Annotated in this window: 28 protein-coding genes; 19 read left to right on the plus strand and 9 right to left on the minus strand. The window is 71.4% G+C overall.

Going from position 1 to position 24,680, the window contains the following annotated elements; all coding sequences use genetic code 11:
- The first annotated feature begins 54 nt into the window (after positions 1-54).
- Complete coding sequence (locus tag ACZ7LU_RS25245) at positions 55-519, plus strand: hypothetical protein (RefSeq protein ID WP_471918089.1); 465 nt, start codon at positions 55-57, stop codon at positions 517-519.
- A 51-nt stretch (positions 520-570) separates the two neighbouring features.
- Here the strand turns inward: ACZ7LU_RS25245 and ACZ7LU_RS25250 are convergent, their stop codons facing one another.
- From ACZ7LU_RS25250 to ACZ7LU_RS25260, 3 genes are all read right to left on the minus strand, one after another.
- Complete coding sequence (locus tag ACZ7LU_RS25250) at positions 571-1,065, minus strand: GerMN domain-containing protein (protein WP_471918090.1); 495 nt, start codon at positions 1,063-1,065, stop codon at positions 571-573.
- A gap of 74 nt (positions 1,066-1,139) precedes the next feature.
- A complete protein-coding gene (locus tag ACZ7LU_RS25255; RefSeq protein WP_471918143.1) occupies positions 1,140-2,675 on the minus strand; it encodes an ATP-binding protein in 1,536 nt (511 codons plus the stop codon).
- A gap of 150 nt (positions 2,676-2,825) precedes the next feature.
- Positions 2,826-3,527: a response regulator transcription factor gene (locus tag ACZ7LU_RS25260; RefSeq protein WP_398302420.1), complete on the minus strand. Its 702-nt coding sequence runs from the start codon at positions 3,525-3,527 to the stop codon at positions 2,826-2,828.
- Positions 3,528-3,681: 154 nt separating this feature from the next.
- Between ACZ7LU_RS25260 and ACZ7LU_RS25265 the strand changes: the two genes are divergently transcribed.
- The 5 genes from ACZ7LU_RS25265 to ACZ7LU_RS25285 are packed head-to-tail and all read left to right on the plus strand — an operon-like array spanning position 3,682 to position 10,433.
- Positions 3,682-4,386, plus strand: a complete 705-nt coding sequence (locus tag ACZ7LU_RS25265) for a hypothetical protein (protein WP_471918091.1) — start codon at positions 3,682-3,684, stop codon at positions 4,384-4,386.
- A gap of 23 nt (positions 4,387-4,409) precedes the next feature.
- Positions 4,410-5,495 (plus strand): peptidoglycan-binding protein, encoded by a 1,086-nt coding sequence (locus ACZ7LU_RS25270; RefSeq protein ID WP_471918144.1) that lies wholly within the window; start codon positions 4,410-4,412, stop codon positions 5,493-5,495.
- On the plus strand, positions 5,492-6,349 hold the full coding sequence (locus ACZ7LU_RS25275; protein ID WP_471918092.1) for an ABC transporter ATP-binding protein: 858 nt from the start codon (positions 5,492-5,494) through the stop codon (positions 6,347-6,349). The genes ACZ7LU_RS25270 and ACZ7LU_RS25275 overlap by 4 nt, the downstream gene beginning before the upstream one ends.
- A gap of 1 nt (position 6,350) precedes the next feature.
- On the plus strand, positions 6,351-7,517 hold the full coding sequence (locus ACZ7LU_RS25280; RefSeq protein WP_470974193.1) for an ABC transporter permease: 1,167 nt from the start codon (positions 6,351-6,353) through the stop codon (positions 7,515-7,517).
- Positions 7,518-7,577: 60 nt separating this feature from the next.
- Positions 7,578-10,433 carry an FUSC family protein gene (locus tag ACZ7LU_RS25285; protein WP_471918093.1) on the plus strand — a complete coding sequence of 952 codons (2,856 nt, stop codon included), beginning with the start codon at positions 7,578-7,580 and terminating at the stop codon, positions 10,431-10,433.
- A 51-nt stretch (positions 10,434-10,484) separates the two neighbouring features.
- Here the strand turns inward: ACZ7LU_RS25285 and ACZ7LU_RS25290 are convergent, their stop codons facing one another.
- The 3 genes from ACZ7LU_RS25290 to rpmB form a co-directional block, all read right to left on the minus strand.
- Positions 10,485-11,015 (minus strand): hypothetical protein, encoded by a 531-nt coding sequence (locus ACZ7LU_RS25290; RefSeq protein ID WP_471918094.1) that lies wholly within the window; start codon positions 11,013-11,015, stop codon positions 10,485-10,487.
- Between the two features lie 96 nt (positions 11,016-11,111).
- A complete protein-coding gene (gene rpsN / locus ACZ7LU_RS25295) occupies positions 11,112-11,417 on the minus strand; it encodes a 30S ribosomal protein S14 (protein WP_468301083.1) in 306 nt (101 codons plus the stop codon).
- Positions 11,417-11,653, minus strand: coding sequence for a 50S ribosomal protein L28 (gene rpmB / locus ACZ7LU_RS25300; protein WP_055568530.1), 237 nt, complete (start codon positions 11,651-11,653; stop codon positions 11,417-11,419). Before rpmB ends, rpsN begins: the two co-directional genes overlap by 1 nt.
- A gap of 154 nt (positions 11,654-11,807) precedes the next feature.
- On the opposite strand from rpmB, the gene rpmG reads away from it, so the two are divergent.
- The 5 genes from rpmG to ACZ7LU_RS25325 all read left to right on the plus strand — a co-directional run bounded on the left by rpmG (position 11,808) and on the right by ACZ7LU_RS25325 (position 14,187).
- The gene (gene rpmG, locus ACZ7LU_RS25305) at positions 11,808-11,972 is read left to right on the plus strand and encodes a 50S ribosomal protein L33 (RefSeq protein ID WP_362997281.1); all 165 of its coding nucleotides are present in this window, start codon (positions 11,808-11,810) and stop codon (positions 11,970-11,972) included.
- A gap of 5 nt (positions 11,973-11,977) precedes the next feature.
- Entirely contained in the window at positions 11,978-12,223 is a 246-nt protein-coding gene (locus ACZ7LU_RS25310; protein WP_471918095.1) for a type B 50S ribosomal protein L31, read from the plus strand.
- Positions 12,224-12,270: 47 nt separating this feature from the next.
- Positions 12,271-13,422, plus strand: coding sequence for a CobW family GTP-binding protein (locus ACZ7LU_RS25315; protein ID WP_471918096.1), 1,152 nt, complete (start codon positions 12,271-12,273; stop codon positions 13,420-13,422).
- Positions 13,423-13,425: 3 nt separating this feature from the next.
- Positions 13,426-13,662 carry a 30S ribosomal protein S18 gene (gene rpsR, locus ACZ7LU_RS25320; protein ID WP_471918097.1) on the plus strand — a complete coding sequence of 79 codons (237 nt, stop codon included), beginning with the start codon at positions 13,426-13,428 and terminating at the stop codon, positions 13,660-13,662.
- A 285-nt stretch (positions 13,663-13,947) separates the two neighbouring features.
- Complete coding sequence (locus tag ACZ7LU_RS25325; protein ID WP_223775964.1) at positions 13,948-14,187, plus strand: DUF397 domain-containing protein; 240 nt, start codon at positions 13,948-13,950, stop codon at positions 14,185-14,187.
- Between the two features lie 37 nt (positions 14,188-14,224).
- Here the strand turns inward: ACZ7LU_RS25325 and ACZ7LU_RS25330 are convergent, their stop codons facing one another.
- Positions 14,225-14,713, minus strand: coding sequence for an ATP-binding protein (locus tag ACZ7LU_RS25330; RefSeq protein ID WP_398302443.1), 489 nt, complete (start codon positions 14,711-14,713; stop codon positions 14,225-14,227).
- 313 nt (positions 14,714-15,026) lie between these two features.
- Between ACZ7LU_RS25330 and ACZ7LU_RS25335 the strand changes: the two genes are divergently transcribed.
- From ACZ7LU_RS25335 to ACZ7LU_RS25370, 8 genes are all read left to right on the plus strand, one after another.
- Positions 15,027-15,890 (plus strand): helix-turn-helix domain-containing protein, encoded by an 864-nt coding sequence (locus ACZ7LU_RS25335; protein ID WP_468090928.1) that lies wholly within the window; start codon positions 15,027-15,029, stop codon positions 15,888-15,890.
- A 78-nt stretch (positions 15,891-15,968) separates the two neighbouring features.
- Complete coding sequence (locus ACZ7LU_RS25340; RefSeq protein WP_398302445.1) at positions 15,969-17,426, plus strand: aldehyde dehydrogenase family protein; 1,458 nt, start codon at positions 15,969-15,971, stop codon at positions 17,424-17,426.
- Positions 17,427-17,575: 149 nt separating this feature from the next.
- Positions 17,576-18,127 carry a DinB family protein gene (locus ACZ7LU_RS25345; RefSeq protein WP_468090932.1) on the plus strand — a complete coding sequence of 184 codons (552 nt, stop codon included), beginning with the start codon at positions 17,576-17,578 and terminating at the stop codon, positions 18,125-18,127.
- 32 nt (positions 18,128-18,159) lie between these two features.
- Entirely contained in the window at positions 18,160-18,801 is a 642-nt protein-coding gene (locus ACZ7LU_RS25350; protein WP_471918098.1) for a PadR family transcriptional regulator, read from the plus strand.
- An 80-nt stretch (positions 18,802-18,881) separates the two neighbouring features.
- Positions 18,882-19,817, plus strand: a complete 936-nt coding sequence (locus ACZ7LU_RS25355) for an ATP-binding cassette domain-containing protein (RefSeq protein ID WP_471149207.1) — start codon at positions 18,882-18,884, stop codon at positions 19,815-19,817.
- A gap of 8 nt (positions 19,818-19,825) precedes the next feature.
- Positions 19,826-20,641 (plus strand): ABC transporter permease, encoded by an 816-nt coding sequence (locus ACZ7LU_RS25360; RefSeq protein ID WP_471918145.1) that lies wholly within the window; start codon positions 19,826-19,828, stop codon positions 20,639-20,641.
- Between the two features lie 87 nt (positions 20,642-20,728).
- The gene (locus ACZ7LU_RS25365) at positions 20,729-21,490 is read left to right on the plus strand and encodes a MerR family transcriptional regulator (protein WP_470974216.1); all 762 of its coding nucleotides are present in this window, start codon (positions 20,729-20,731) and stop codon (positions 21,488-21,490) included.
- A 143-nt stretch (positions 21,491-21,633) separates the two neighbouring features.
- A complete protein-coding gene (locus ACZ7LU_RS25370; protein WP_398302455.1) occupies positions 21,634-22,317 on the plus strand; it encodes a DedA family protein in 684 nt (227 codons plus the stop codon).
- A 40-nt stretch (positions 22,318-22,357) separates the two neighbouring features.
- Here ACZ7LU_RS25370 and ACZ7LU_RS25375 read toward each other — a convergent pair whose 3' ends face one another.
- Both ACZ7LU_RS25375 and ACZ7LU_RS25380 read right to left on the minus strand, forming a co-directional pair.
- Positions 22,358-24,031, minus strand: a complete 1,674-nt coding sequence (locus ACZ7LU_RS25375) for a threonine/serine exporter family protein (protein ID WP_468301067.1) — start codon at positions 24,029-24,031, stop codon at positions 22,358-22,360.
- 117 nt (positions 24,032-24,148) lie between these two features.
- Positions 24,149-24,640: an inorganic diphosphatase gene (locus ACZ7LU_RS25380; RefSeq protein WP_055568469.1), complete on the minus strand. Its 492-nt coding sequence runs from the start codon at positions 24,638-24,640 to the stop codon at positions 24,149-24,151.
- Positions 24,641-24,680: the final 40 nt, after the last annotated feature.

The following is a 24,680-nucleotide window of genomic DNA, read 5'->3' on the forward strand; positions in this document are numbered from 1 at the left end:
GCCCTACCCTGGACACCACTCCGCACTGACTGTTCGGAACCTCGGGGGCACCGGATGGATCCGTATCTGCTCACTCTGGCCGGCACCGCCGGCACATCCGTCGTCACCCTCCTGGTGACGGACGGCTGGCAGCAGGCCAAGGACGGTGTGGTGGCGTTCTGGCGCCGCTTCCAGCCCGAGGCGGCCGACGACGTGGAGCGGGAACTCGAAGCGTCGCGCCGCACGGCGCTGGACGCGACGGAAAGCGCCGCCACCCCCGCCACCGGCCGCCTGGAGGGCCACTGGTGCGCCAGGGTGGTCACGCTGCTGAGCGAACACCCGGAGGCGGCCCCCGAGTTGGAGGCCCTGCTCGACCGCCTCACGCGCGGGGCCGACGGTCAGGAAGTCACCGGCAGCATCCACATGGAGGCCCACGCAGAGGGCAACGGCCGCGTCTACCAAGCGGGACGCGACCAGCACATCACCGAGCACGCCGAACGCACCGGACACACCGAGCACGCCGAGCACACCGAACGCTGACGCCCCGAGGCGAGGGGCGACCCCGCCACCCCCGCCACCCAGCCCCCCCACCTACTTCAAGAAGTCCGAGCAGACATACGGCCCCAACGCGGCCCCCTCCTCCGGACGCACGGACACCCGCACATCGTCAGGTCGTGTCCGCCCCCGCTTGTCGAGGACGGCCCGCGCCCGCGCCAGACTGCACACCAGCTGCCCGGTGAGATTGCGGTCGCCGACGGAGGTCGGGTCGAGAGTGGCGGCGGGCACCCGGACCGAGAGCCGGTCGCCGTCGCCGGTGACCTCGAACGACCCGCTGTCGACCAACGAGGTCAGCCCCGACCGCTGCTCCGCCTCCGTGGGGCCGGACATCAACAGCTTGATGACGGCGGCCGGTTCACGGATGGGCATGGTCCGTGTCACCCCTTCGAGCCGTCCCGTCTCGGAGACGAAGTAGATCCGCAGCCCCTTCGTGAGCCCGCCCGCCGCCTCGCCCGCGTCCACCACACCGGTGGGCCGCACCCCGCACCCCGTGAGGGTGAGCGCGACCACGACCACGGCCACTACCATGACCGCGACCGACGAGGCTCCCGTCACCCCCCTGGCAGCACGTCCACACCCCCACACGACATCGCGTACGAGACTCACCGCGCGCCACCCTCTTCACCCCGCCGCCACGGCAGCCGCAGCGTGAACACCGCCCCGCCGTCCGGCCTGTTGTCCACGTCGATCGTCCCTCCGTGCAGCCGTGCGTTCTCCAGTGCGATGGCCGTGCCGAGCCCGCTGCCTTCCGAGCGCGTCCGCGCGCTGTCGGCCTTGTAGAAGCGGTCGAAGACGTGGGGGAGGACCTCGGGGGCGATGCCCGGCCCGCGGTCGGCGACCTCGACCGTCACCCAGTCGCCCGCGGCGCGCAGGGTGAGGGTCACCGGCTCGGCACCGTGCCGCAGGGCGTTGCCGACGAGGTTGGCGACGACGACATCGAGGCGCCGCGGATCGGCTACGACCCGCACCCCACCCGAGAGCCCGCCCCGCACCCCTTCCCCCACCTCCACCCCCGCGTCCGCCTCCGCCTCCACTTCGACCCGGACCCGCGTCGTCCAGCCCCGCAGCGCCAGCGTGTTCCGCACGGTCTCGGCGAGGTCGAGCTCGCCGAGGTTGAGACGCGCGGCGCCCGAGTCGAAGCGGGACATCTCCATCAGGTCGTCGACGAGCCGCGCGAGGCGCGCCGTCTCCGCGCTGACCGTGCGTGCGGCGCGCGCCGCGTCCGGCGGCAGCTGTCCGGCGTCCTCGTCGAGGACGGTGGCGACCATCGTCATCGCGGCGAGCGGCGTACGCAGCTCGTGCGAGACGTCGGCCACGAACCGCCGCGCCTTCGCCTCCTGCTCGCGCAGCTCGGCGACGGATGTTTCGAGGGCCGCCGCGGTCCGGTTGAAGTCCCGGGCCAGGTCGGCGAGTTCGTCGCGCCCCTTCGGCACCACGACCCGCGACGTGAGGTCACCGGCCGCGTGCCGGCGCGTGGCCCGCCCCAGCTCCCGCACGGGCCGCAGCACCGTACGGGCGGCAAGCAGCGCGAGCACGACGGTGAGCAGCAGGACGGGCACCAAGCCGTCCCGCACGGCGGCGAGTATGGCCTCCGTGTCGTCCTGCTCGGCGCGCAGCGAGCTGACGGCGAAGACGTCGAGCCCGGACGGCGACCCGGAGTCGAAGGTGACGGGCGTGCCCACGACCAGGTAGGGGCTGCCGTCCCGGTCGACACGCTGGAGGCTCATCCGGTTCCGGGTGCGTACGGCGTCGCGCAGGGAGGCGGAGATCAGCGACCGGTCGGCGGACGCCTCGGCGGAGGCGTCGGAGGATGCCGTCAGGGACCGGTACTCGGCGACGACCACGGTGTCCCCGAGCCCGTCGGCGACCCCGGCCGCGAACCGCGTGAGGGACACCTCGTCGGGCGGCATGGCGAGGTCGGCGGACGCCTGGTCGACGCGGTTCTTGAAGTCGGTGCGCACCGCGTCCTGCTTGCGGTCCAGGACGGCGTTGCGGGACTCGCGGTAGGCGAGCCCGGTGGCGGTGACCGCGCTGACGAGCGCGACGAGCACGAAGGCGACGACGAGGCGCGTGCGCAGCCCGCCCCACACCCTCCACCGCGTCCGTTCCCGCGACACATCGCGGCGGTCGCCCCCCATCCCGCGCCGCACTTCCCGCACTTCCCGAACCTTTTGCACTTCCCGAGCCTCTTGCACTTCCCGAGCCTCTTGCGCCTCCAGAACCCCCCGCACGCCCCGCCCCGCCCTCCACCGCGGCTGCCCCGCGCCGGCCCCGTCCTCCCCGGCCCCTCACACCGGCCCGAACCGGTACCCGAACCCCCGCACCGTCTGCACGAACACCGGCTTGGCGGGCACGTCCTCGATCTTGGCCCGCAGCCGCCCGACCGCCGCGTCCACGAGCCGCGAGTCCCCGAGGAAGTCGTGCTCCCACACCGACCGCAGCAGCTGCTCGCGGCTGAACACCTGCCCCGGCGACGCGGAGAGCTCCAGCAGGACCCGCAGCTCGGTCGGCGGCAGGGCGATGGGTGTGCCGCACTTGGTGACGGTGAGCCCGGCGCGGTCGATGACGAGACCGGCGTACGTGTCCTCGCCGGGCCGCCGCCGCACCGGTTCGGCCCGCCGCAGCGCAGCCCGGATGCGGGCCTCGAGGACCGGCGCGGTCACGGGTTTGACCACGTAGTCGTCGGCGCCCGCCTCCAGGCCGCGCACGATGTCGCTGTCGTCGCCGCGCGCGGTGAGCATGACGACGGGGATCGTCGACCCGGTGGCACGGATCCGCCGGCAGACCTCGAAGCCGTCCATGCCGGGCAGCATCAGGTCGAGAACGGCGAGTTCGACGTCGTGCCCGGCGGGCCTCGCGAGGAGGGCGAGGGCGTCCTCACCGGTGGCGGCGGTGTCGACGGCGTACCCGTGGCGGCGCAGCACGAGCTCCATGCCGTCGCGCACGGACGCGTCGTCCTCGATCAGCAGCACGTGGGGTACTCGGGCCATGCGGACGATTATGGGCGAGGGTTTGCGCAGTTCAGGGGCTGTCGGGGCAGTGACCGCGGCTCCGCGGGGCATTGTTACGTGCTCATCATGTGGCGTTACGTGTTCATCATGCGGTCGTGGAACGACCACCATGTGGCGGCGGCAGATTGCCGCCATGAGCATCCACACCACACCCGGAGCGACCGCCCGGCGCCGCCTCGCCGGCCTCCTCGCCCTGCCCGTCCTGGTGATCACGGCGGCCTGCGGGGCCGACGGGGACGGCGACGCCGGGGCGAAGGACGCGGGCGTAGCCTCCGCCCCTGAGGCGGCCGACGGCAACAGCAAGGGGGCAGCCAGGGACACGGGAAAGCAGGGGTCCGAGGGGTCCGACGGGTCCGATGGATCCGATGGATCCAAGGGAACCGGCGCGAACAAGGCCAGAAGCGCCTTCTACGACGCCCAGCTGAAGTACGTCCAGTGCATGCGCGGCAAGGCCGGCGTCAAGGACTTCCCCGATCCGAAGCTGAGCGGCTACCTCGACTGGGCGAAGATCGACGAGGTCGTCGACCCAAAGGGGAACGGCGAGGAGTACAAGGGCGGCAAGGACGGCGTCTGCGTCTCCGAGCTGCGGGCCGCCATGAACCTCGAGCCCGAGCGCGACGCCCAGAAGGACTACGAGTCGATGCTCGCGCACGCCAAATGCATGCGGGAGAACGGCCTGTCGAAGTTCACCAACCCCACGATGTCGGGCGGCAACGTCATGCCCGGCGGCGAGCCGAACCCGACGGACCCGACGATGGACCGCGACTCACCCGCGTACAAGAAAGCCCGCGAGGCCTGCAAGGGAAAGCTGCTCGAGGGCCTGGACGGCATGCAGTGACGAGACGCCGCCGTACGAGACTTCTGACAGCCAGGAGCGGAGCCGTGTCGGCCGCCGCAGTGGTCACGGCCATCACGGCAGGCGTCCTCGTCCTCTCCGGCCCGGGAGACGACACGGGCGCCGCGAGCGGCGAGGGCGAGCTGCCCCCGGCCACCGCCACCGTCACCCGCACCGATCTCGTGAAGTCCGAGACCGTCGACGGGAAGATCGACTTCGCGGGGCGCCGAGCGGTGAAGTCGCCCGTCGACGGCACGGTCACGGTCGCCGCTCGGGAGGGGGCCACCGTGACGCGCGGGCAGGCCCTCTACGAGCGGGACGACAAGCCGGTGACGCTCCTGTACGGCCCGGTGCCCGCCTTCCGCGAGATGAGGGCGGGGAGCCGCGGCAGCGACGTGCTCCAGCTGGAACGCAACCTCGTCGCCCTCGGCTATGGCGCGGACCTCTACGTGGACCCGCGCTTCGACCGGGCGACCGAGGCGGCCGTCGAACGGTGGCAGAAGTCCCTCAACCGCACGCCGACAGGCCGGGTCGGCAAAGGGGACGTGGTCTTCCAGCCCGAGCAGGTCAAGATCGTCTCGGCGGACGCGGCCCTCGCCGATTCCGTCGGACCGGACCAGGCGGTCCTCACCGTCGCCTCGACGAAGCCCGTCGTCCGGGCCGAACTCGACCAGTCCGACGCGTCGCTGACCGCGCGCGGCACGAAGGTCGAGGTCACCCTGCCCAGCGGCAGGACGGAACCGGGCCGGGTCACCGGCACGGTGCGGCCGGAGGACCCGGCGGCGTCCGAAGGCGGCGGCTCCGGACCCTCCGGCGACGGCATCACGGTCGAAGTGACCCTGGACGGCGGCAGGTCGGCGGCGTCGGGCGAGGACACCAGGGCCACGGCGAGCGTGAAGTTCGTCAGCGAGTCCCGCGAGAACGTCCTCACGGTCCCCGTCGAGGCGGTCGTCGCCCTGCGCGGTGAGAACGGCGGCTACGGCCTCCAGACGGTCCGGGGCCGTACGTCGCGCATGGTGCGGGTCAGGACGGGCATGACGGCCGACGGCAGAATCGAGGTGAGCGCCCCCGGACTGGAGGAGGGCACGAAGGTAGGCGTGGCGGCCCCATGAAACCCACACCCACACCCAAACCCAAGCCCACGCCGGCCGCTACCTCCACCCCGTCGCCCGCCTGCACCCCGCCGCCCACCCCCGCCCCCATCCCAACCCCCGCCCCCGACCCCGTCATCGAACTACGCGACGTCACCAAGTCGTACGCCGGCGGCGTGCACGCCCTGCGCGGCGTCTCCCTCACCGTCCGCGCCGGGGAGCTCCTCGCGATCGTCGGTCCTTCGGGCTCCGGCAAGTCGACGATGCTGAACGTCATCGGCACGCTCGACAAGCCCACCTCGGGCACGGTCCGCGTCGCGGGCCACGACGTGAGCGCACTCGGCGACGCCCGCCTGTCGGCCCTCCGCGCCCGCCACATCGGCTTCGTCTTCCAGCACTTCCACCTCGCGGCAGGCCGTGACGCGGTCGACAACGTCGCGGACGGACTGCTGTACGCCGGCGTGCGCAGCAAGGAGCGCCGCGCCCGTGCCCGCACCGCCCTGGAACGCGTCCGCCTCGGCCACCGCCTGGACCACCGGCCGAGCGAGCTCTCCGGCGGCGAGAAGCAGCGCGTGGCGATCGCCCGCGCGCTCGTGGGCGACCCGTCCCTCCTCCTCGCGGATGAGCCGACGGGAGCCCTGGACACGGCGTCGGGTCAGGTCGTCATGGAACTGCTCCGCGAGCTCAACGAGACGGGCACGACGATCTGCGTGATCACCCATGACGACGAGATAGCCGACTCCCTGCCCCGCAGAGTCCGCTTCCGGGACGGCACCATCACGTCCGACTCCGACTCCGACTCCGTATCTGCATCCGTATCCGAGGTATCCGTATCCGAGGTATCCGTATCCGACTCCGTATCCGGGGGGAGTTGAGATGCTCCTGACCGACATCCTCAGAGTCGGCGCCGTCGGCCTGCGCACCCGCCGCGCGCGGGTCGTTCTCTCCGCGCTGGGCATCGCGATCGGCATCGCCACGATGGTCGCGGTCGTCGGCCTCTCCCAGTCCAGCAAGTCGGACCTGATGGCGAAGCTCGACCGGCTCGGTACGAACCTCCTCACCGCGGAGGCGGGCAAGGACGCCATGGGCAACGACGTGCCGCTCCCCAAGTCGGCGGTGGCGATGGTGGAACGCATCGGTCCGGTCCAGCACGCCACGGCGACCGGCGACGTCGATGCCCGGATCCGGCGCAGCGACGTCGTCCCCGAGGAGCGGACGGCGGGCGTGACGGCACAGGCCGCCCGCCCGGACCTTCTGGAGGCCCTCAACGCCCGAGTACGGGAGGGCAGATGGCTGGACGAGGTGAGCGAGAAGCTCCCCGTCACCGTCCTCGGCTCGGTGGCGGCGGACCGGCTCGGCGTCACGTCCCCCGGCGAGAAGATCATGATGGGCGACGAGTACGTGGTCGTCATCGGCGTCCTGGCACCCGTGGAGCTCGTCCCGAACCTGGACCGCGTGGCGATGGTCGGCTTCCCCGCGGCCGAGAAGTACTTCCGCTTCGACGGCCACCCCTCCATGGTCTTCGAGCGTTCGCCCGACCACACGGTCGAGGACGTACGAGAGGTACTCGCCCGCACGGTCAGCCCGGGCGACGAGGGCTCGGTGAAGGTCTCCCGGCCGTCCGACGCCCTGGCCGCGAAGGCGGCGACGGACGAGGGCCTGACGACGCTCATGCTGGGCCTCGGCGCGGTGGCGCTTTTGGTCGGCGGGGTCGGGGTCGCCAACACGATGGTGATCTCGGTCCTGGAACGCCGCGCGGAGATCGGCCTGCGCCGCGCGCTGGGCGCCACGAAGGGTGCGATACGTCTCCAGTTCCTGGCGGAGTCCCTGCTCCTTTCGGCGCTGGGCGGGGCGACGGGGGCGCTCCTGGGCGCGACGGCGACGTACGCCTTCGCCCTGAGCCAGGACTGGACCCCGGTCGTCCCGCCCTGGTCCCTGACGGCGGGCTTCACCGCCACCCTGCTCATCGGCATGGCGGCGGGCCTCTACCCCGCCGTCCGGGCAGCCCGCCTGGACCCGACGGCAGCACTGAACGCGACGTGACCGTGCTGCTCCCGGCCCCCTCACTCCATCTCTGTCCAATATGCCCCGTATCATCACAGAGTGACCTGGCTCCGCGCGCTGAAAGAGACAGCTTGCTCGGGTCTGACCGTCGAGCGCAAACGCCTTGAGCCGCTGGTCGCCCTGCGTGGCGCGGCCGGTCTGGCGATCATCATCGGCGTCAGCCTCACGCTGTTCGGTCCCGCGGTGGCCGCGAGCTCCGCGTTCGGGGCGTTCCAGGCGGCCATCGCCACGTTCCAGCGCAGCTGGCGCCCCCGGCCGGAGCTCGCCCTCGCCTCCGGGACCAGCCTCGCCGTCTCGACCTTCCTCGGCTATCTCACCGGCTCCCACCTGCTCCTCTTCCTCGGGCTCCTCTGCCTGTGGACCTTCCTGGCCGGGCTGAGCTGGGCGGCGGGCCCCACGGTCGGCATCATCGCGTCGTCCAACGTCGCGATCATGCTGGTGACGGTCACGATTCCCACCTCGGTCGCCGCGGCGGCGGGCCACGCGGCGATGATGATCGTCGGCGGCTGTGTGCAGGCGGCGCTGGTGATCCTCTTTCCGGTACGCAGATGGGGCGCCCACAGGGACGCGCTGGCGGACGCGCTGGCCGCCGAGGCGGACTACGCGCGCAGGCTCCGCCACGACCCGGTGGCCGCGTTCGACCCGGAACCCCTGATGGCGGCGCGCGACGCGGCGACGATCACTCCGCGCCAGGCGCGCACCCGTCCCGCGGAGCTGCACGGCGCGCGAGGCGTCGCCGAACGCATCCGCCCGGTCCTGGCCTCCCTCGCGGACCCGGCGGTCGGCGTACCGCCGGAGGGCAAGGAGCGGGACAGGGTCCGCGAACTCCTCGGCGCGGCGGGCGCGGTCCTTGACGCGGCGGCCCGGGCGATCCGCCACGGCGCCCCGGTCCAGATCCCCCCGGCGGCCCTGGCCGCCCTCAAGACCCCCGACACCGGCGCGATCCTCACGGGCCCGGCCTACCGAGCCGCAACCCGCCTGGGCGCGCTCCTAAAAGACGTCCTGGAAACAGCCGGCACCCCCCAACCCCCACCAACCACCCCCACCGGTCCCGCCGACCCTGCCCCTTCCGCGACCCCGACAGGGCCGCCCACGTCCGCCGCTCCGGGCGACGCCCCCACCGCCTCCGCCACCCCGGCTGGGCCGGCCACTCCTACTGCCCCAGGCGCCCCCACTACCGCGGGCGCCCCCACCGAACCGGGCGCCCTCGCCGGTCCCGGCGAGCCCGCCGACCCCGCCACCCGCACCGGGCCGCCCACGTCCGCCGCTCCGGGCGACACCCCCACCGCCCCCACAACCTCCACCACCCCGACTGGGCCGGCCACTCCCACTGCCCCGGGCGCCCCTACCGAACCGGGCGCCCTCGCCGGGCCCGGAGAGCCTGGCAACTCCGCCACCCGCACCGGGCCGGCCACGCCCGCCGCTCCGGGCGGCGCCTCCGCTGCCGCCGCAGCCTCTGCCACACCGACTGCTCCGGACGCGCCCACCGCCCCGGCTGCCCCCACCGGTCCGGCCGAGCCTGCCCCCTCCGCGACCCCGACCGGGTCGCCCACGCCTGCCGCTCCGGACGGCACCCCCACCACCCCCACAACCTCCACCACCCCGGCTTGGCCGGACACTCCGCCTGCCCCAGGCGCTCCCACCACCTCGGGCGCCCCGCCCAGGTCGGACGCGCCCACGGACCCTGGCGCCCCCGCCGACCCCACCCCTCACCCCACCACCGACCCCACCCCCCAAGCCAAGCCCCATCTCCACCTCCACAAATCTCGCCCCAACAACCCCCACCCCGCCCCCCTCCTCCGTCCCAGCCTCCTGGCCCTCGTGCCTGCTGCCATCCGGGCCGTTCGGGCCGACTTCAGGCACGATTCGCCGGTGACGCGGCATGCGGTGCGGGTCACGGCGGTGGCTGCTGCGGGGTATCTGCTCGGGCACTGGCTGCCCCTCGGGCACGGGTACTGGGCCCCCATGGCGTCCGTCATGGTGATGCGACCGGACTTCTCCCAGACGTACTCCCGCGCCGTGGCCCGGTTCGGCGGCACCCTCGTCGGGGTCGCCCTCGCCACGGGCCTCGTCCAGCTGGCCCACCCCGGCACGGGACTGTCCGCCGCGCTCGCCGTGCTCTGCGCCGGGCTGATGTACCTGCTGATGCGCACCGGCCAGGTGGCGGCGCAGGCCTGCGTGGCCGCGTACGTCGTGTTCCTGCTCGGCATGGGCGGCCAGCAGTGGACGCAGACCGTCCCGGAGCGCGTGGTCCTGACGCTGCTCGGCGGCGTCCTCGCGATGATCGCGTACGCGGTCTACCCCGCCTGGGAGACCCCGCGCCTGCGCACCCGCCTCGCCGACTGGCTGATCGCGGACGGCCGGTACGCCGCCGCGGTCGTCGACCACTACGCCCACCCGGCGGGCAAGGCCTGTCCGGACGTGCGTGAGGCCCTGCTCGCGGCCCGCGACGCCCGCGTCGCCTGGCAGGAGGCCGTGAACCGGGCCAAGAACGAGCCCGTACGCCACCGCGGCCTGTCCCGCGCCGCGGCCGCCGACGCGGAGGCGACGCTGGCCCAACTGGGCCGCGTGGCCATGCTGATGGAGGCGCACCTGCCGGAACGCGGCGACACCCCCGTGCCCGCGGCGGCGCGCCTGGCCGACGCGTTGCGCAAGTCGACGGAGCAGGGCGCGAAGGCGGTGCGCGAACGCCGCGTACCGAAGTGGGACGCGGTCCGTACGGCTCTGGAGGAGTGGGACGGCGAGGGCGTCCCCGACCGGGTGGTCCGCAGAGGGGCGGGCCTGCTCCTGGAGACCCTGGACGAGCTCTCCGACGCCCTGGACACGGCGCCCCCGCCGATGCTGGTGGACGGCTCCACCACCCCTGACCCCCCTCCGGGGTCCACGGCTCGTTGAGGGAGCCCCCCCCCCCGCAATCGCCTGCCCCCCCCCGGAGGGGGAGAGGCCTCAGGGCTGGGGTGCGCCCGCCGTGGGCAGGCCCTCCGGCAGCTTGCCGCCCCGCGTCTTCAGGAACTCGTCCCTGCGCGCGCCTTCCCAGACGACCTTCATGGACGTGCCGTCCACGGACTCGATGAGTCCCGTCGTGCGGTCCGCGTTCCCCTTCGGGCACTTGAGGCTGATCACCTGCGCTCCCGCGCGACCACCCGCGGTGCCGTTGCACAGCACGTCCTCGCCGAGCAGCGTCGCCGTCTTCCCGGTGACGGCGAGGGCGAGCGGCGTCCCGCCGGCCGCGGCGACCCACGTGCCTTCCAGGCTGCCGCCGTCCTTGGCCCCCGACCCGCCGTCCGCCCCCGAGCCGCCGCCCGAATCACCCGAGTCCCCGGACTCGCCGGAAGCGCTCGAACCGGACGACGACCCGCGATCCTTCTTCCCACCGGACCCGGACCCGGACCCGTCACCACCCCCGCCGCCGCCCCCGTCCCCGCCGCTCCCGCACCCCGTCAGCACGAGCGCGGCGGCCAGACCGGCACCGGCCAAGACGGCACCTGCACGGACCCTACGGACGTACACGCGCACTTGAAGTCCCCCTGAAGAACCGGTCCGGCCACGACGCGCGTCAAGCTACCAGGGCGCCTACCAGGAGGACTTGCGCACGCCGGGGAGATATCCGGCGTGCGCCTGCTCCCGCAGCTTCACCCTCGAAAGGCCGAACGCCCCCACGTATCCGCGCGGGCGCCCGTCGACGCTGTCCCGGTTGCGTACCCGCGTGGCACTGGCGTCGCGCGGCTGGCGCGCCAACTCACGCTGAGCGGCCAGCCGTTCGGCATCGCTCGTGCCGGGGCGGCGGATGATCTCCTTCAGCTCGGCCCGGCGCGCGGCGTACCGCGCGACGATCTCGCGCCGCTTCTCGTTCTTCGCGATCTTGCTCTTCTTGGCCATCAGATCCTCACTCCCCGCGCACGGATCCTGGCGACGGCCGCCTCGATCCCGATGCTGTCGACGGTCTTGATCCCCTTCGTGCTGAGCCGCAGCCGCACGTACCGCCCCTCGCTCGGCAGCCAGTACCGCTTGCGCTGGACGTTGGGGTCGAAGCGGCGGGACGTCCGCCGGTGGGAGTGGGAGATGTTGTTGCCGAAGCGGGGTTCCGCGCCGGTCAGCTGGCAGTGGGCGGACAAGGTGACGCACCTCTCGGTAGACGGGCTGGGGCTCCTGCCGAGCCCCCGGGGCCCCTGCTGAGCCCCCGGGACTCCACCTGAGCCCCCGGGGCCCCTGTCGAGGCCCCGTCGAACCCCCAGTTGAAAACGGGAGTCATTTTCATATACTACCCACATGGCCCGCACCGAACACCGCCCCGTCATCAAACTCCGCTCCACGGCGGGAACCGGCTACACCTACGTGACCCGCAAGAACCGCCGTAACGACCCCGACCGCCTCACGCTGCGCAAGTACGACCCGATGGCAGGACGCCACGTCGACTTCCGAGAGGAGCGCTGACCGCCATGCGCAAGGACATCCACCCGCCCTACGGCCCCGTCGTCTTCCGCGACAAGGCCGCCGGCTTCGCCTTCCTCACCCGTTCGACCGCGACCAGCGCGAAGACGGTCGAGTGGGAGGACGGCCGTACGTACCCCGTCATCGACGTCGAGGTCTCTTCCGCGAGCCACCCCTTCTACACGGGCAACGCCCGCGTGATGGACACGGCCGGCCGCGTCGAGCGCTTCGAACGCCGCTTCGGCAAGCGCTGATGCCGGGCCCGGACCGGCCCGCGCGAGCCGAGGGAGAGACACCCCGGATGGAACCGGAACCGCCCCGTATGGACGTCGTGATCGTCGCCGGCCTCCACGCGGCCGCCCGCAAGGCGGCCGTCGACGATCTGCTCGCCACCGTCCCCGGCAGCGTCGCCCTGCACCACGACCTGTCGACCGCCGTGACGGGCACCGTCGTCCGCACGGTCCGCGACGCCACCGGTGTGCTCTCCACCGGTGACGCCCCGCTGGTCAACGACTGCGCGTGCTGCGCGCTCCGCGAGGACCTCGTGCCCGAGCTCGACCGCCTCGCGGACGCGGGGCTCACCCGGCTCGCGGTCGTCGAGCTGTGGGACTCGGTCGAGCCCAAGGCGATGGCCGAGGTCGTCGCCGCGCACGGCGGCGAGGGCCTCGCGCTCAGCGGCGTGGTCACGGCGGTCGACCCCGCCCTGCTCCTGCCCTGCCTCGGCAACGGAGACGACCTCATGGAGGCCGGGCTCGCGGCGGCCCCCACCGACCAGCGCACCGTCGCCGACACCTGGGCGCGCCAGCTGGAGTACGCGCCCGTGCTCGCCGTCACCGACTCCCCGGAGGCCGACGACGAGGACCGCGCCCTGCTCGCCCAGCTCCACCCGACCGCCCGCCAGGTGCTCATCGGCGAGGGCGGCCTGGCCCGCGCCGCGCTCGCCGGATTCGACGTCGAGGCCGCCGCCGCGGCGCAGCACCCGGCCTGCGCGCTGTTGCCGACCGAGGCCGACGCGTGCGGGGTCTCCACCCTCGTATGGCATCGGGAGCGGCCGTTCCACCCGGAGCGGCTCTACAACGCGCTGGAGGACCTGACCTGCGCGGCCGCCCGCAGCCGGGGCCGCTTCTGGCTGGCCGACCACCCCGACACGCTGCTCGGGTGGGACGCGGCGGGCGGCGCGCTCTGCGTCGAGAGCGCCGGGCCGTGGCTGGCCTCGCTGCCGGACGCCGCGTGGGAAATGGTGCCGCCGGTGCGCCGCGCGGCCGCCGCGCTCGACTGGCACCCGGAGCACGGCGACTGCTGCAACCACCTGGTGTTCACCTCGCCGGGCCTGGACCGCGACGGGCTCGAAGAGGTCCTGGAGTCCTGCCTCCTGACGGACGAGGAGTACGCCGCAGGACGCGACGCCTGGAAACACCTGCCCCCCGCCTTCGACACCCTCCTGGAGGTCTGACCCATGTCCCCGCGCAAGCCCCCGCGCCCGCTGAAGCCGAGGCCCAACCCCCTGGACCAGGCCGGGATCACGTACGTCGACTACAAGGACACCGACCTGCTCCGGAAGTTCATCTCGGACCGGGGCAAGATCCGCAGCCGCCGGGTGACGCGCGTGACGGCCCAGCAGCAGCGGCAGATCGCCGCAGCGATCAAGAACGCCCGCGAGATGGCGCTGCTGCCGTATGGGGCGCCTCGCTGACCGCACCCCGCTCTCCCTGGCCACCCGCCACCCGCCACCCGTCCCCGGCCCCCTGTCGGCACCCCGAGGTGCCCGCAGGGGGCCGGTCTCGTTTCCGAGGGAACAGGATGGGCGCGGTACGCGTCTCTCCCTAGTACGAGGTGCCCACAGGGCTGTAATCAGGGGAACACCCCGCGTGCACGTGCATCTGCCCATGCATCGGCATGTGAACACAGCTATGATCCGGGACAGTTGACCACTGCATCTAGAGCCACTCACGGCACCGCACCACCCGGGGAGCGACCTGTGCACCACGCGTTTAACGGCATGGCGGCCACGGAGCTTCACGGGGTCGTCTGGCAGAAGAGCAGGCACAGCAATTCGCAGGGCTCGTGCGTCGAGTTCGCGAAGCTGCCGGGCGGCGACGTCGCCGTGCGCAACTCGCGCTTCCCGGACGGCCCGGCGCTCGTCTACACGCGCGCCGAGATAGAGGCGATGCTGCTGGGGATGAAGGACGGGGAGTTCGACCACCTGATAGGTGGCTGACCCACACTCCCCGTGAGCACTCCCCGTAAGTCGGGTCTCAGCCCAGGCGGAACAGCGCCCAGACCACCTTGCCGCGCAGCGCGCCGGCGAGCGGGTGCCAGCCCCAGCTGTCGCTGAACGAGTCCACGAGGAACAGGCCGCGGCCCGACTCCGCCGAGAAGTCGTCGTCGGTGTCGCGCGTGACCGGACTGTCGTCGCTGGGGTCGCGCACCGCGCACACGAGACGGGTCGCCCAGTGCATCAGGTGCAGCCGCACGGGCGGCTCCTGTTGGTCGCGCGGGGTGTCCGCGGGCAGCGCGTGCCGCAGCGCGTTGGTGACGAGTTCGGAGACCACGAGCGCGATGTCGTCGAACCTCTCGTCGAGGTCCCACTGGCCGAGCGTCTTCCGGGTGAACTGCCGTGCGCTGCCCACCGCTTCGTAACGGGCGGGGAGGGCGACGGAGGCCGCGTCGGAGACCGCGGAGGGGTCGATCGGAGGTAGCCCCTGCCTTAACGGCTCGAGCATGGTCGATCCATTCGTCCCCATGCGAGGCACTCCCCGGTTTCGCGGTACGTAGCGATGGAGCGGTGGCGCGGTCGGTCGCCGATGGTGCGGTGGTACGCGGTCGGTACAGCAGTGGCGCGCGGACCATGGTTCCGAATGCGCACAGCAGATGCAAGGGCAGATGCACGTGCACGCGCCGGACTTGGTCGAACCCGTGCCACTTCTTGCCCATTTCTTCCCACGGATTCTTCTGAGGACCTTTCGGACCCTTTCCGTTTCTGTAACCGGACGTGTACGGCCCGGAGCGTTTAATGGCAGACTGCTGGCTTCCAGTCGATCGGGAGGATTGAGCGAAGTGACCGCAGGGGAGTCGAGCGGCTCGGTGGTACGGCGCATCCTGCTGGGCTCGCAGCTGAGGCGGCTCAGAGAGTCCCGCGGCATCACCCGTGAAGCGGCCGGATACTCGATCCGCGCCTCCGAATCGAAGATCAGCCGCATGGAGTTGGGACGGGTGAGCTTCAAGTCCAGGGACGTCGAGGATCTTCTGACGCTCTACGGCGTCACCGACGAGGCCGAGCGCGGCGCGCTCCTCTCGCTCGCCAAGGAGGCCAACCTCACGGGCTGGTGGCACAGTTACTCGGACGTCCTGCCCGGCTGGTTCCAGACATATATCGGCCTGGAGGGCGCGGCCTCGCTCATCCGCGTCTATGAAGTCCAGTTCGTCAACGGCCTGTTGCAGACCGAGGCGTACGCCCACGCGGTCGTCGCCCGCGGCATGAAGGGCGCGAGCAAGGCCGAGATCGAGCGGCGCGTCGCGCTGCGCCTGGAGCGCCAGAAGCTCCTCGCTTCCGAGCACGCGCCCCGCTTCCACTGCGTACTGGACGAGGCCGCGCTCCGACGCCCGTACGGCGACCGGGAAGTGATGAGGGGTCAGATCCAGCACCTCATCGAGATCTCCGAGCGCCCGAACGTCACCCTCCAGGTGATGCCGTTCAGCTTCGGCGGGCACGCGGGCGAGAGCGGCGCCTTCACGATGCTGAGCTTCCCGGAGTCCGACCTCTCCGACGTCGTGTACGTGGAGCAGCTCACCGGTGCGCTCTATCTCGACAAGGCGGAGGAAGTGGCGCAGTACGACAGGGTCGTGGCCCAGCTGCAGAAGGACAGCCCCGATCCGGTGGGCAGCCGGGATCTTCTCCGCGGACTGCTTCAACTCACCTGAAACATAAGTACTATGACGTGAGATCAGGTGTCTGCTTCCGTTTGCGGCCGTCAGCTGCCGCGGCAAGGGGTCCGTCTCATGTCCTTCTTCACCGACCTGGCTCATCAGTACATCGACGGGGAGTGGAAGGCCGGGTCGGGCTCCTGGGACATCATCGACTTCAATCCGTACGACGGGGAGAAGCTGGCGTCCATCACGGTCGCCACGGCCGACGAGGTCGACCAGGCCTACCGCGCCGCCGAGCGCGCCCAGCGGGAGTGGGCCGAGACCAACCCCTACACCAGGCGTGCCGTGTTCGAGCGCGCCCTGCGCATCGTCGAGGACCGCGAGGAAGAGATCACCGAGGCGATCATCGCCGAGCTGGGCGGCACCCGGCTCAAGGCGGCCTTCGAGATCCATCTCACCAAGGAGTTCCTGCGCGAGTCGGTCCACCTCGCGCTGCGCGCCGAGGGCCGCGTCCTGCCCTCCCCGGACGACGGCAAGGAGAACCGCCTCTACCGCGTCCCTGTCGGCGTGGTCGGGGTGATCAGCCCCTTCAACTTCCCGTTCCTGCTGTCGATCAAGTCCGTCGCCCCGGCCCTCGCCCTCGGCAACGCGGTCGTCCTCAAGCCGCACCAGAACGCACCGGTGCTCGGCGGCGCCCTCGTGGCCAAGGTGTTCGAGGACGCCGGACTGCCGGCCGGCCTGCTCAATGTGGTCATCACGGACATAGCCGAGATAGGCGACGCCCTGATCGAGCACCCGGTGCCGAGCATCATCTCCTTCACCGGCTCGGACCGCGTGGGGCGGCACGTCGCCACGGTCTGCGCCGCGAACTTCAAGCGCTCGATCCTGGAGCTCGGCGGCAACAGCGCGCTGATCGTCCTGGACGACGCCGACATCGACTACGCCGTGGACGCGGCGGTCTTCAGCCGCTTCGTGCACCAGGGCCAGGTCTGCATGGCCGCCAACCGCATCCTCGTCGACCGGTCCGTGGCGGACGAGTTCACCGAGAAGTTCGTCGCCAAGGTCGCGAGCCTGAAGGTGGGCGACCCGGCCGACCCGGGCACCCACATCGGCCCGCTCATCAACTCCTCGCAGGCGGACGCCGTCACGGCCGTCGTCGACCAGGCCGTCGCCGCCGGTGCGAAGGCCCTGCTGCACGGGCGGACCGAGGGCAACCTCGTCGCCCCCTCGGTCCTCACGGACCTGCCGGCCGGCTCCCCGGTCCTGAGCCAGGAGATCTTCGGCCCGGTCGCCCTGCTGCTGCCCTTCGACGGCGAGGACGAGGCCGTCCGCATCGCCAACGACACGCCGTACGGCCTGAGCGGCGCGGTGCACACCGCCGACATCGAGCGCGGCGTGCGCGTCGCGAAGCGCGTGAGGACCGGCATGATCCACGTGAACGACGGCACGGTGCACGACGAGCCGATCGTGCCCTTCGGCGGCGAGAAGAACTCCGGCGTCGGGCGGTTGAACGGTGAGTCGACGGTCGACGCCTTCACCACACAGAAGTGGATCTCGGTACAGCACGGCAGGTCACGCTTCCCGTTCTGACATCTCCTCTTCTGGTATTTCCTCGCCCTCGGAGCCTTGCGGACAGCACCTGACCGCAAGGCTCCGTAGCGTCTGTGGTGTCGGAAAGCCCGGCGGAACAGCCCAGCGGAACACCTGCGCAGAGCAGGCCCGGAGAAGAGGCGGACACCATGGTCACTCACGTCAGCGCGGAAGCCAGGGGCGACGAGCGCGGCGCCCTCATCGCCTTCGTGGAGGCCCAGCGCGGCGGCGTCCGCCGCTCGGTGCTCGGCCTGACCGACGAGCAGGCTAAGGCCCGCCCGAGCGCCAGCGAACTCACCCTCGGCGGCCTCGTGAAGCACGTCGCGGAGACGGAGCTGAACTGGCTGCGCATGGCCCAGCAGAAGCCCAACGAGAAGGCGCGCACGGAAGCCACCTGGGGCGACAGCTTCCGCCTCGTGGAGGGCGAGACGCTCGCCGAGACGCTGGCCTTCTGGGACGAGGTCGCCCGCGAGACCGAGGAGTTCATCCGCGCGGTGCCGAGCCTCGACGACACGTTCCCGCTGCCCGAGGCGCCGTGGTTCCCGAAGGACGGCGCCGTGTCGATGCGCTGGCTCATGCTGCACCTGGTCGAGGAGATCGGCCGGCACGCGGGCCACGCCGACATCGTCCGCGAGTCCCTCGACGGAAAGACGGCCTTCGAACTGGTGGCACTGGAGCAGGGATACCCTAGTCAAAATTGATGACCGGGGGGCTGAGCGGAAGGGCGCGGTACATGTCAGCGATCCGGCTACTGGTTCTTGGAGCCGTCCGGCAGCACGGCCGCGCCCACGGCTATCAGGTCCGCAACGACCTGGAGTTCTGGGGCGCCCACGAGTGGTCCAACGCCAAGCCCGGCTCGATCTACCACGCCCTGAAGCAGCTGGCGAAGCAGGGCTTCCTGATCGCGCACGAGGTCGCGCCCTCCACGGCCGGCGGCCCGCCGCGCACCGAGTACGAAGTCACGGAGAAGGGTACGGAGGAGTACTACTCCCTGCTCCGTGACTCCCTGACCACGTACGACCAGCGGCCCGACGTCCTCACGACGGGCATCGGTTTCATCGTGGACCTGCCGCGCGAGGAGGCCGTGGCCCTGCTCAAGGAGCGGGTGCGCCGCATCGAGGAGTGGCGCGCCTCCGTCACTGAGTACTACACGCCGCAGGACGGCCCCGAACAGCTCGGCCACATCGGCGAGATCATGAACTACTGGGTGCACTCGGCCGACACGGGCGCGGAGTGGACCAAGGGCTTGATCGCCCGCATCGAGGCCGGCGCCTACACCTTCTCGGGCGAGGGCGATCCCTTCGTGGGAGTGCTCGCCGAGGACCAGGAGAACCCGTACGCGGCGGGGAACGGGTCCGCGAAGGGCGACCGCTAATCAAGTTTGACGAATGACGGGACTCGGGCTAGCTTCCCCTCGTAGTCAACTTTGACTAGATGATCAGCGAGGGGAGCCGGATGACGGACGCGATCGTCGTTGAGGGCGCACACAAGGCGTACGGGACGAAGAAGGCGCTGAACGGCCTCGACCTGCGGGTCGAGCGCGGCACCGTGCACGGGGTGCTCGGGCCGAACGGCGCGGGCAAGACCACGGCGGTGCGAATGCTCGCCACCCTCCTGCGGCCCGACGAGGGGCGCGTGGAGGTCGCCGGGCACGACGTGCGGCGCAGGCCCGACGAGGTGCGCAGGCGCATCGGGCTGCTCGGCCAGCACGCCGCGGTGGACGAGGAGCTGAGCGGCCGGCAGAACCTGGACATGTTCGGGCGGCTCCACCACCTGGGCGCCCGCCACGCGCGCGTGCGGGCCGACGAGCTCCTGGAGCGGTTCGGCCTCGGGGACACCGGCCGCAAGGCGGTCAAGCAGTACAGCGGCGGCATGCGGCGCCGCCTGGACCTCGCGGCCTCCCTCATCACGGACCCCGAGGTGCTCTTCCTGGACGAGCCCACCACGGGCCTGGATCCGCGCGGCCGCGCCGAGGTGTGGAACTCGGTGCGCTCGCTGGTCGGCGGCGGCACCACCGTGCTCCTGACCACGCAGTACCTCGAAGAGGCGGACCAGCTGGCCGACCGCATGTCGGTGATCGACGAGGGCCGTGTCATCGCGGACGGCACGGCGGACGACCTGAAGGCGAAGCTGGGCGGCGACCGGATCGACGTGGTGGTGCGGGACGCGGCCCAACTGGCTCGTACGGCCGCCCTGCTGCCGCCGGGCGCCACGGTGGACGCGGACCGCCGCCTGGCGTCCGCACCCGTCACGGACCGCATGGAGGCCCTCACGGGCGTCGTGCGGGCCCTGCGGGACGCCGGCATCGACGCGGAGGACGTGGCGCTGCGCAGGCCCACCCTGGACGAGGTCTTCCTGAGCCTGACGGAGCGTACGAAGGAGGGCGTGTGAGTACGTCGATGAGTACGCCGACGACGACGCCTCGGGGCACGTCGGCCAGCTGGGTCCTGGCCGACTCCTGGACCATGACGCGGCGCGAACTCGCCCACTGGGCACGGCAGCCGGTGCAGGTCCTGGTCGGCCTCGTCTTCCCGGTGATGATGCTGCTGATGTTCACCTATCTGATCGGCGGCGGGAAGGGCATCGCGGGGGAGTACGCCGAGTTCCTCGTGCCCGGCATGTTCGCGCTGACGATGGTCTTCGGCCTGGACGCGACGATGGTCGCGGTCACCCAGGACCTCAACAAGGGTGTGATCGACCGGTTCCGCTCCATGCCGATGGCGAGCGGCGCGGTCCTGGTGGGGCGGTCCGTCGCCGACATGCTGCAGTCCTTCGTGTCGCTCCTGGTCATGATGGGGGTGGGGCTCGCGATCGGCTGGCGCTCGCACGGGTCGTTCGGGGCGGTGGTCGGGGCCGTCGGGCTGCTGATGATGCTGCGGTTCGCGATGCTGTGGCTCGGCATCCATCTGGCGATGGTCGCGGGCAGGCCGGAGCTGGTGATGACCGTGCAGATCCTGGTCTGGCCGGTCGGCTTCCTCTCCAACGCCTTCACGGTGCCGCAGAACATGCCGGACTGGCTGGGCGCCGCGGTCGAGTGGAACCCGATGTCGGCGACGGCCACCGCCGTCCGTGACCTCTTCGGCAACGACCCGGGGGTGACCGGCACCTCCTGGGCGGCCGAGAACGCGGGGCTCCTGGCGGTGCTGTGGCCGATGGTGCTCGTGGGGGTGTTCCTGCCGTTGGCGGTACGGAGGTTCGGGGCGCTCAGCAAATAGGGGCGCTCGGCAGGCAGCCGGACTTGCACCTCACGTGGCGTGAGGACGCAGGCTGATCCGCGTACCGAGAGAAGGAGGGCGGAAGCCATGACGTACTCCGTGGGACAGGTCGCCGGTTTCACCGGAGTGACGGTGCGCACGCTGCACCACTACGACGAGATCGGCCTGCTCGTGCCCGGCGGGCGCAGCCACGCGGGACACCGGCGCTACAGCGACGCGGACCTCGACCGGCTGCAGCAGATCCTGTTCTACCGAGAGCTCGGCTTCCCCCTCGACGAGGTGGCGGCCCTCCTGGACGACCCGGACACGGACCCGTGGGTCCACCTGCGCCGCCAGCACGAGCTGCTGACCGCGCGGATCCACAAGCTCCAGGAGATGGCCGCCGCCGTCGAGACCGCCATGGAGGCGAAGAAGATGGGCATCAACCTCACGCCCGAGGAGAAGTTCGAGGTCTTCGGAGACCACGATCCCGAGCAGTACGCGGAGGAGGTCGAGCAGCGCTGGGGCGACACGGAGGCCTACCGGGAATCGCAGCGCAGGTCCGCGTCGTACACGAAGGACGACTGGAAGCGGATCAACGACGAGCTGAACGCGGTCCACGCGCGCGTGGGCGACCTGCTCGCCCGGGGCGTCCCCGCGGACTCCCCGGAGGCCATGGACGCCGCGGAGGCGCACCGCCGCTTCATCACGGCGAACCACTACGCGTGCTCGCACGAGATGCACACCTGTCTCGGTGAGATGTACGTCGCCGACGAGCGGTTCACGGCCTTCTACGAGGCGATCCGGCCCGGCCTCGCCGTCTACCTGCGGGACGCGATCCTGGCGAACGCGGCACGCGACGGCAGGTGACGGGCGCGCGCGGCGTGGTTGCAGTTTCCGCACAGTGCGGGCCGAGAAGGGGAGTGGAACCCGGCCGGGGCGCCTGGCGTTGATAACTTTGGGCGGCTGCACCCGCCGCCGCACCGCCCCCTCACCCTCAGGAGCCCGGAACCGTGACGACGCTTGCGCTCGGACCAAGCTGGTTGGATCCGGATTACCTGCTCAACCAGTTCGGCCTCTGGGGCCTGCTGGTGATCGTCTTCGCCGAGTCGGGCCTGCTGATCGGCTTCTTCCTGCCCGGTGACTCCCTGCTGTTCACCACGGGCCTGCTGATCACCACGCACAAGCTGGACACCCCGCTGTGGCTGGCCTGCCTGCTGATCTGCCTCGCCGCGATCCTCGGCGACCAGGCGGGCTACCTCTTCGGCAAGAAGGTCGGCCCCGCGCTCTTCAACCGCCCGGACTCCAAGCTCTTCAAGCAGGAGAACGTGGTCAAGGCCCACGACTTCTTCGAGAAGTACGGCCCGAAGTCCCTGGTCCTGGCCCGCTTCGTGCCGATCGTGCGGACGTTCACGCCGATCATCGCCGGCGTCTCCGGCATGCGGTACCGCTCGTTCATCACGTTCAACATCATCGGCGGCGTGCTGTGGGGCGCGGGCGTCACCCTGCTCGGCGCCTGGCTCGGCAACATCGAGTTCGTGCACAAGAACATCGAGGCGATCCTCATCCTGATCGTCCTCATCTCGGTGGTGCCGATCGCCATCGAGTTCCTGCGGGCCCGCAGCAAGTCCAAGAAGACCGCGGCGGCCGAGGGCACGACGCCGCCGTCCCAGCGCGGCCGCCACGCAAAGCGGTAACAGCGGGGCAAGACAGCCCCGGCCCCGCTGACCCGCAGGGTCAGAACCCCCTGGTCCGCTTCGCCGCACGGCGATTCGCCGCCGACGCGGCCCCCGGCACCTTCAGGATGAGCCGGGAGACCTCGCTCCCCAGGTTCACGCCGATCGCGATGGCCAGGGCCGTCGCGACGGCCCTGGTGAGCGAGTTCATGCCCGTGTTGAGGTCGTTCTGCGCCAGGGCGAGCAGCCCGAAGTACGTCGCGCTACCGGGCAGCAGCGGGCCGATCGCGGCCGTCACGTACGGCAGTGACGACGCGAACCGATAGCGCGAGAAGAGCTGCCCGAAGAGCCCGACCAGACCGGCCGCGATCGCTGTCGCCGCGACGGGCGAGAGCTCCAGCGGGGTCTGCGCCAGAGCGCCGAACATCACCCAGGCGACGCCGCCGTTCAGGGTCACCATCAGCACGGTGTTACGTTCCTGCTGGAGCAGTATCGCGAAGGCGAGACTCAGCGCCATCGACGCCAGGATCTGGATGACCGGCCGCGACGACGTCACGCCGAACTTCGTCTCCGGAGTCAGGTTCGTCGCGTCGAGCATCACGCCGAGCGACAGCACGAGCAGCACGCCGCAGACGATGCCCACGATCAGGTACATGACCTCCAGAAGGCGCGCGGCAGCGGTGATGTAGTAACCGGTCAGACCGTCCTGCACACCCGCCACCAAGGCCCGCCCCGGGATCAGCGCGAAGAGCCCACCGGTGATCACCGCCGAGGCCATCGACGCCTCGGTGTGCACGAAGCTGAGCGCCACACCCATCCCGGCGGGTGGCATCGCGGCGCCCACGAACTGGTAGAACTCCGGCAGCCCGCGCCCCGCGCACAGCCACGCCAGCCGGTCGCCGAGCATCGCGCCGACAGCGGCCACCACGAAGACGAGCGCGCCACCGCCGACCAGCACGGACGCGGAGCCCGCGAGCAGGCCGCTGGCCGCCGTGAGCGCCCACCCGGGGTAGGGGTGACGGTTACGCCGAATGCCCGCGAGACGGCGGTAGGCCTCCTCCAGGGAGACCTCGATCTCGGGGTCGCTGATGTCGTCCACCAGGTGGAAGACCGCCGCCAGACGCGTGTAGTCCGTGCCCCGGCGGCGCACCGTCCTGGAGGCCGTGACCGGGTCGTCCACCAGCGACGGCTGGTGCGAGATCGACAGGAGCGTGAACGTCACGTTCGGTTCGCAGCGGTCCAGGCCGTACGAGCGGCAGACGGCGAACATCGCCGCCTCCACGTCCTCGGCGCCCTCACCGCCGGCCAGCAGCAGCTCGCCGATACGGAGCGTCAGGTCGAGCACGCGCGGCACGGCGGGCCCGGCCTCGTCCTCCTGCTTCTGCGCGGCCTCCGTGGCGGGCCGCTCGGTGACCGGCATGCGCAGCATCGTGCGCATCTGGTCCTGCCAGGGGACGTCCTTGGTGAGCTTCACCAGGGGTATGCCCTGCGCGGGCGTGAAGGCCTGCGGGGCGTTCCGCGCGCTGTAGGTGTGCGGCGGCGTGAACGCCGACTTGTCGGTCTCCTGGGTCGTCGTGGACGGCGTCGCGAGGCCCGTGGGGATGGCGAACTCGGATGTCGTCTGGGACTCGTCCTCAAGGGCCTGTGGTTGCGGCATCACCCCGCTGGGCTGCGCGAACGCGCTGCGGGCCTCGTCCGACTGAGGCTTACGGTCCTCGGCCTCCTGTTCGGCCACTGATGCCCTCACTTCTCATACGACTCGTACGCACCCTCCGTATGGCCAGTATGGGCACAGATACACGAACGGGCCGCGTGACCCCTTGGGTCCCGCGGCCCGCCCGGAACGACTGGCTCAGTGGCCGCCCTCGTCCTTGAAGCGCTTGTAGGAACGCTCGATCTCGGCCTCGGCGTCCGTACGGCCGACCCAGTCGGCGCCCTCGACGGACTTGCCGGGCTCCAGGTCCTTGTAGACCTCGAAGAAGTGCTGGATCTCCAGGCGGTCGAACTCGGAGACGTGGTGGATGTCCCGCAGGTGCTCCACGCGCGGGTCCGAGGCCGGGACGCAGAGCAGCTTGTCGTCGCCGCCCGCCTCGTCGGTCATCCGGAACATGCCGATCGCGCGGCACTTGATGAGGCAGCCGGGGAAGGTCGGCTCGTCCAGGATGACCAGGGCGTCCAGCGGGTCACCGTCCTCGCCGAGGGTGTTCTCGACGAAGCCGTAGTCCGCGGGGTAGCTGGTCGACGTGAAGAGGCGACGGTCCAGACGGATCCGGCCGGTCTCGTGGTCCACCTCGTACTTGTTCCGCGAACCCTTCGGAATCTCGATGGTGACGTCGAACTCCACGGGTGGCTCCTCCATGATCAGCACATACTTCGGGTGATTA

It is taken from the genome of Streptomyces sp. NPDC039462, from assembly GCF_055639375.1.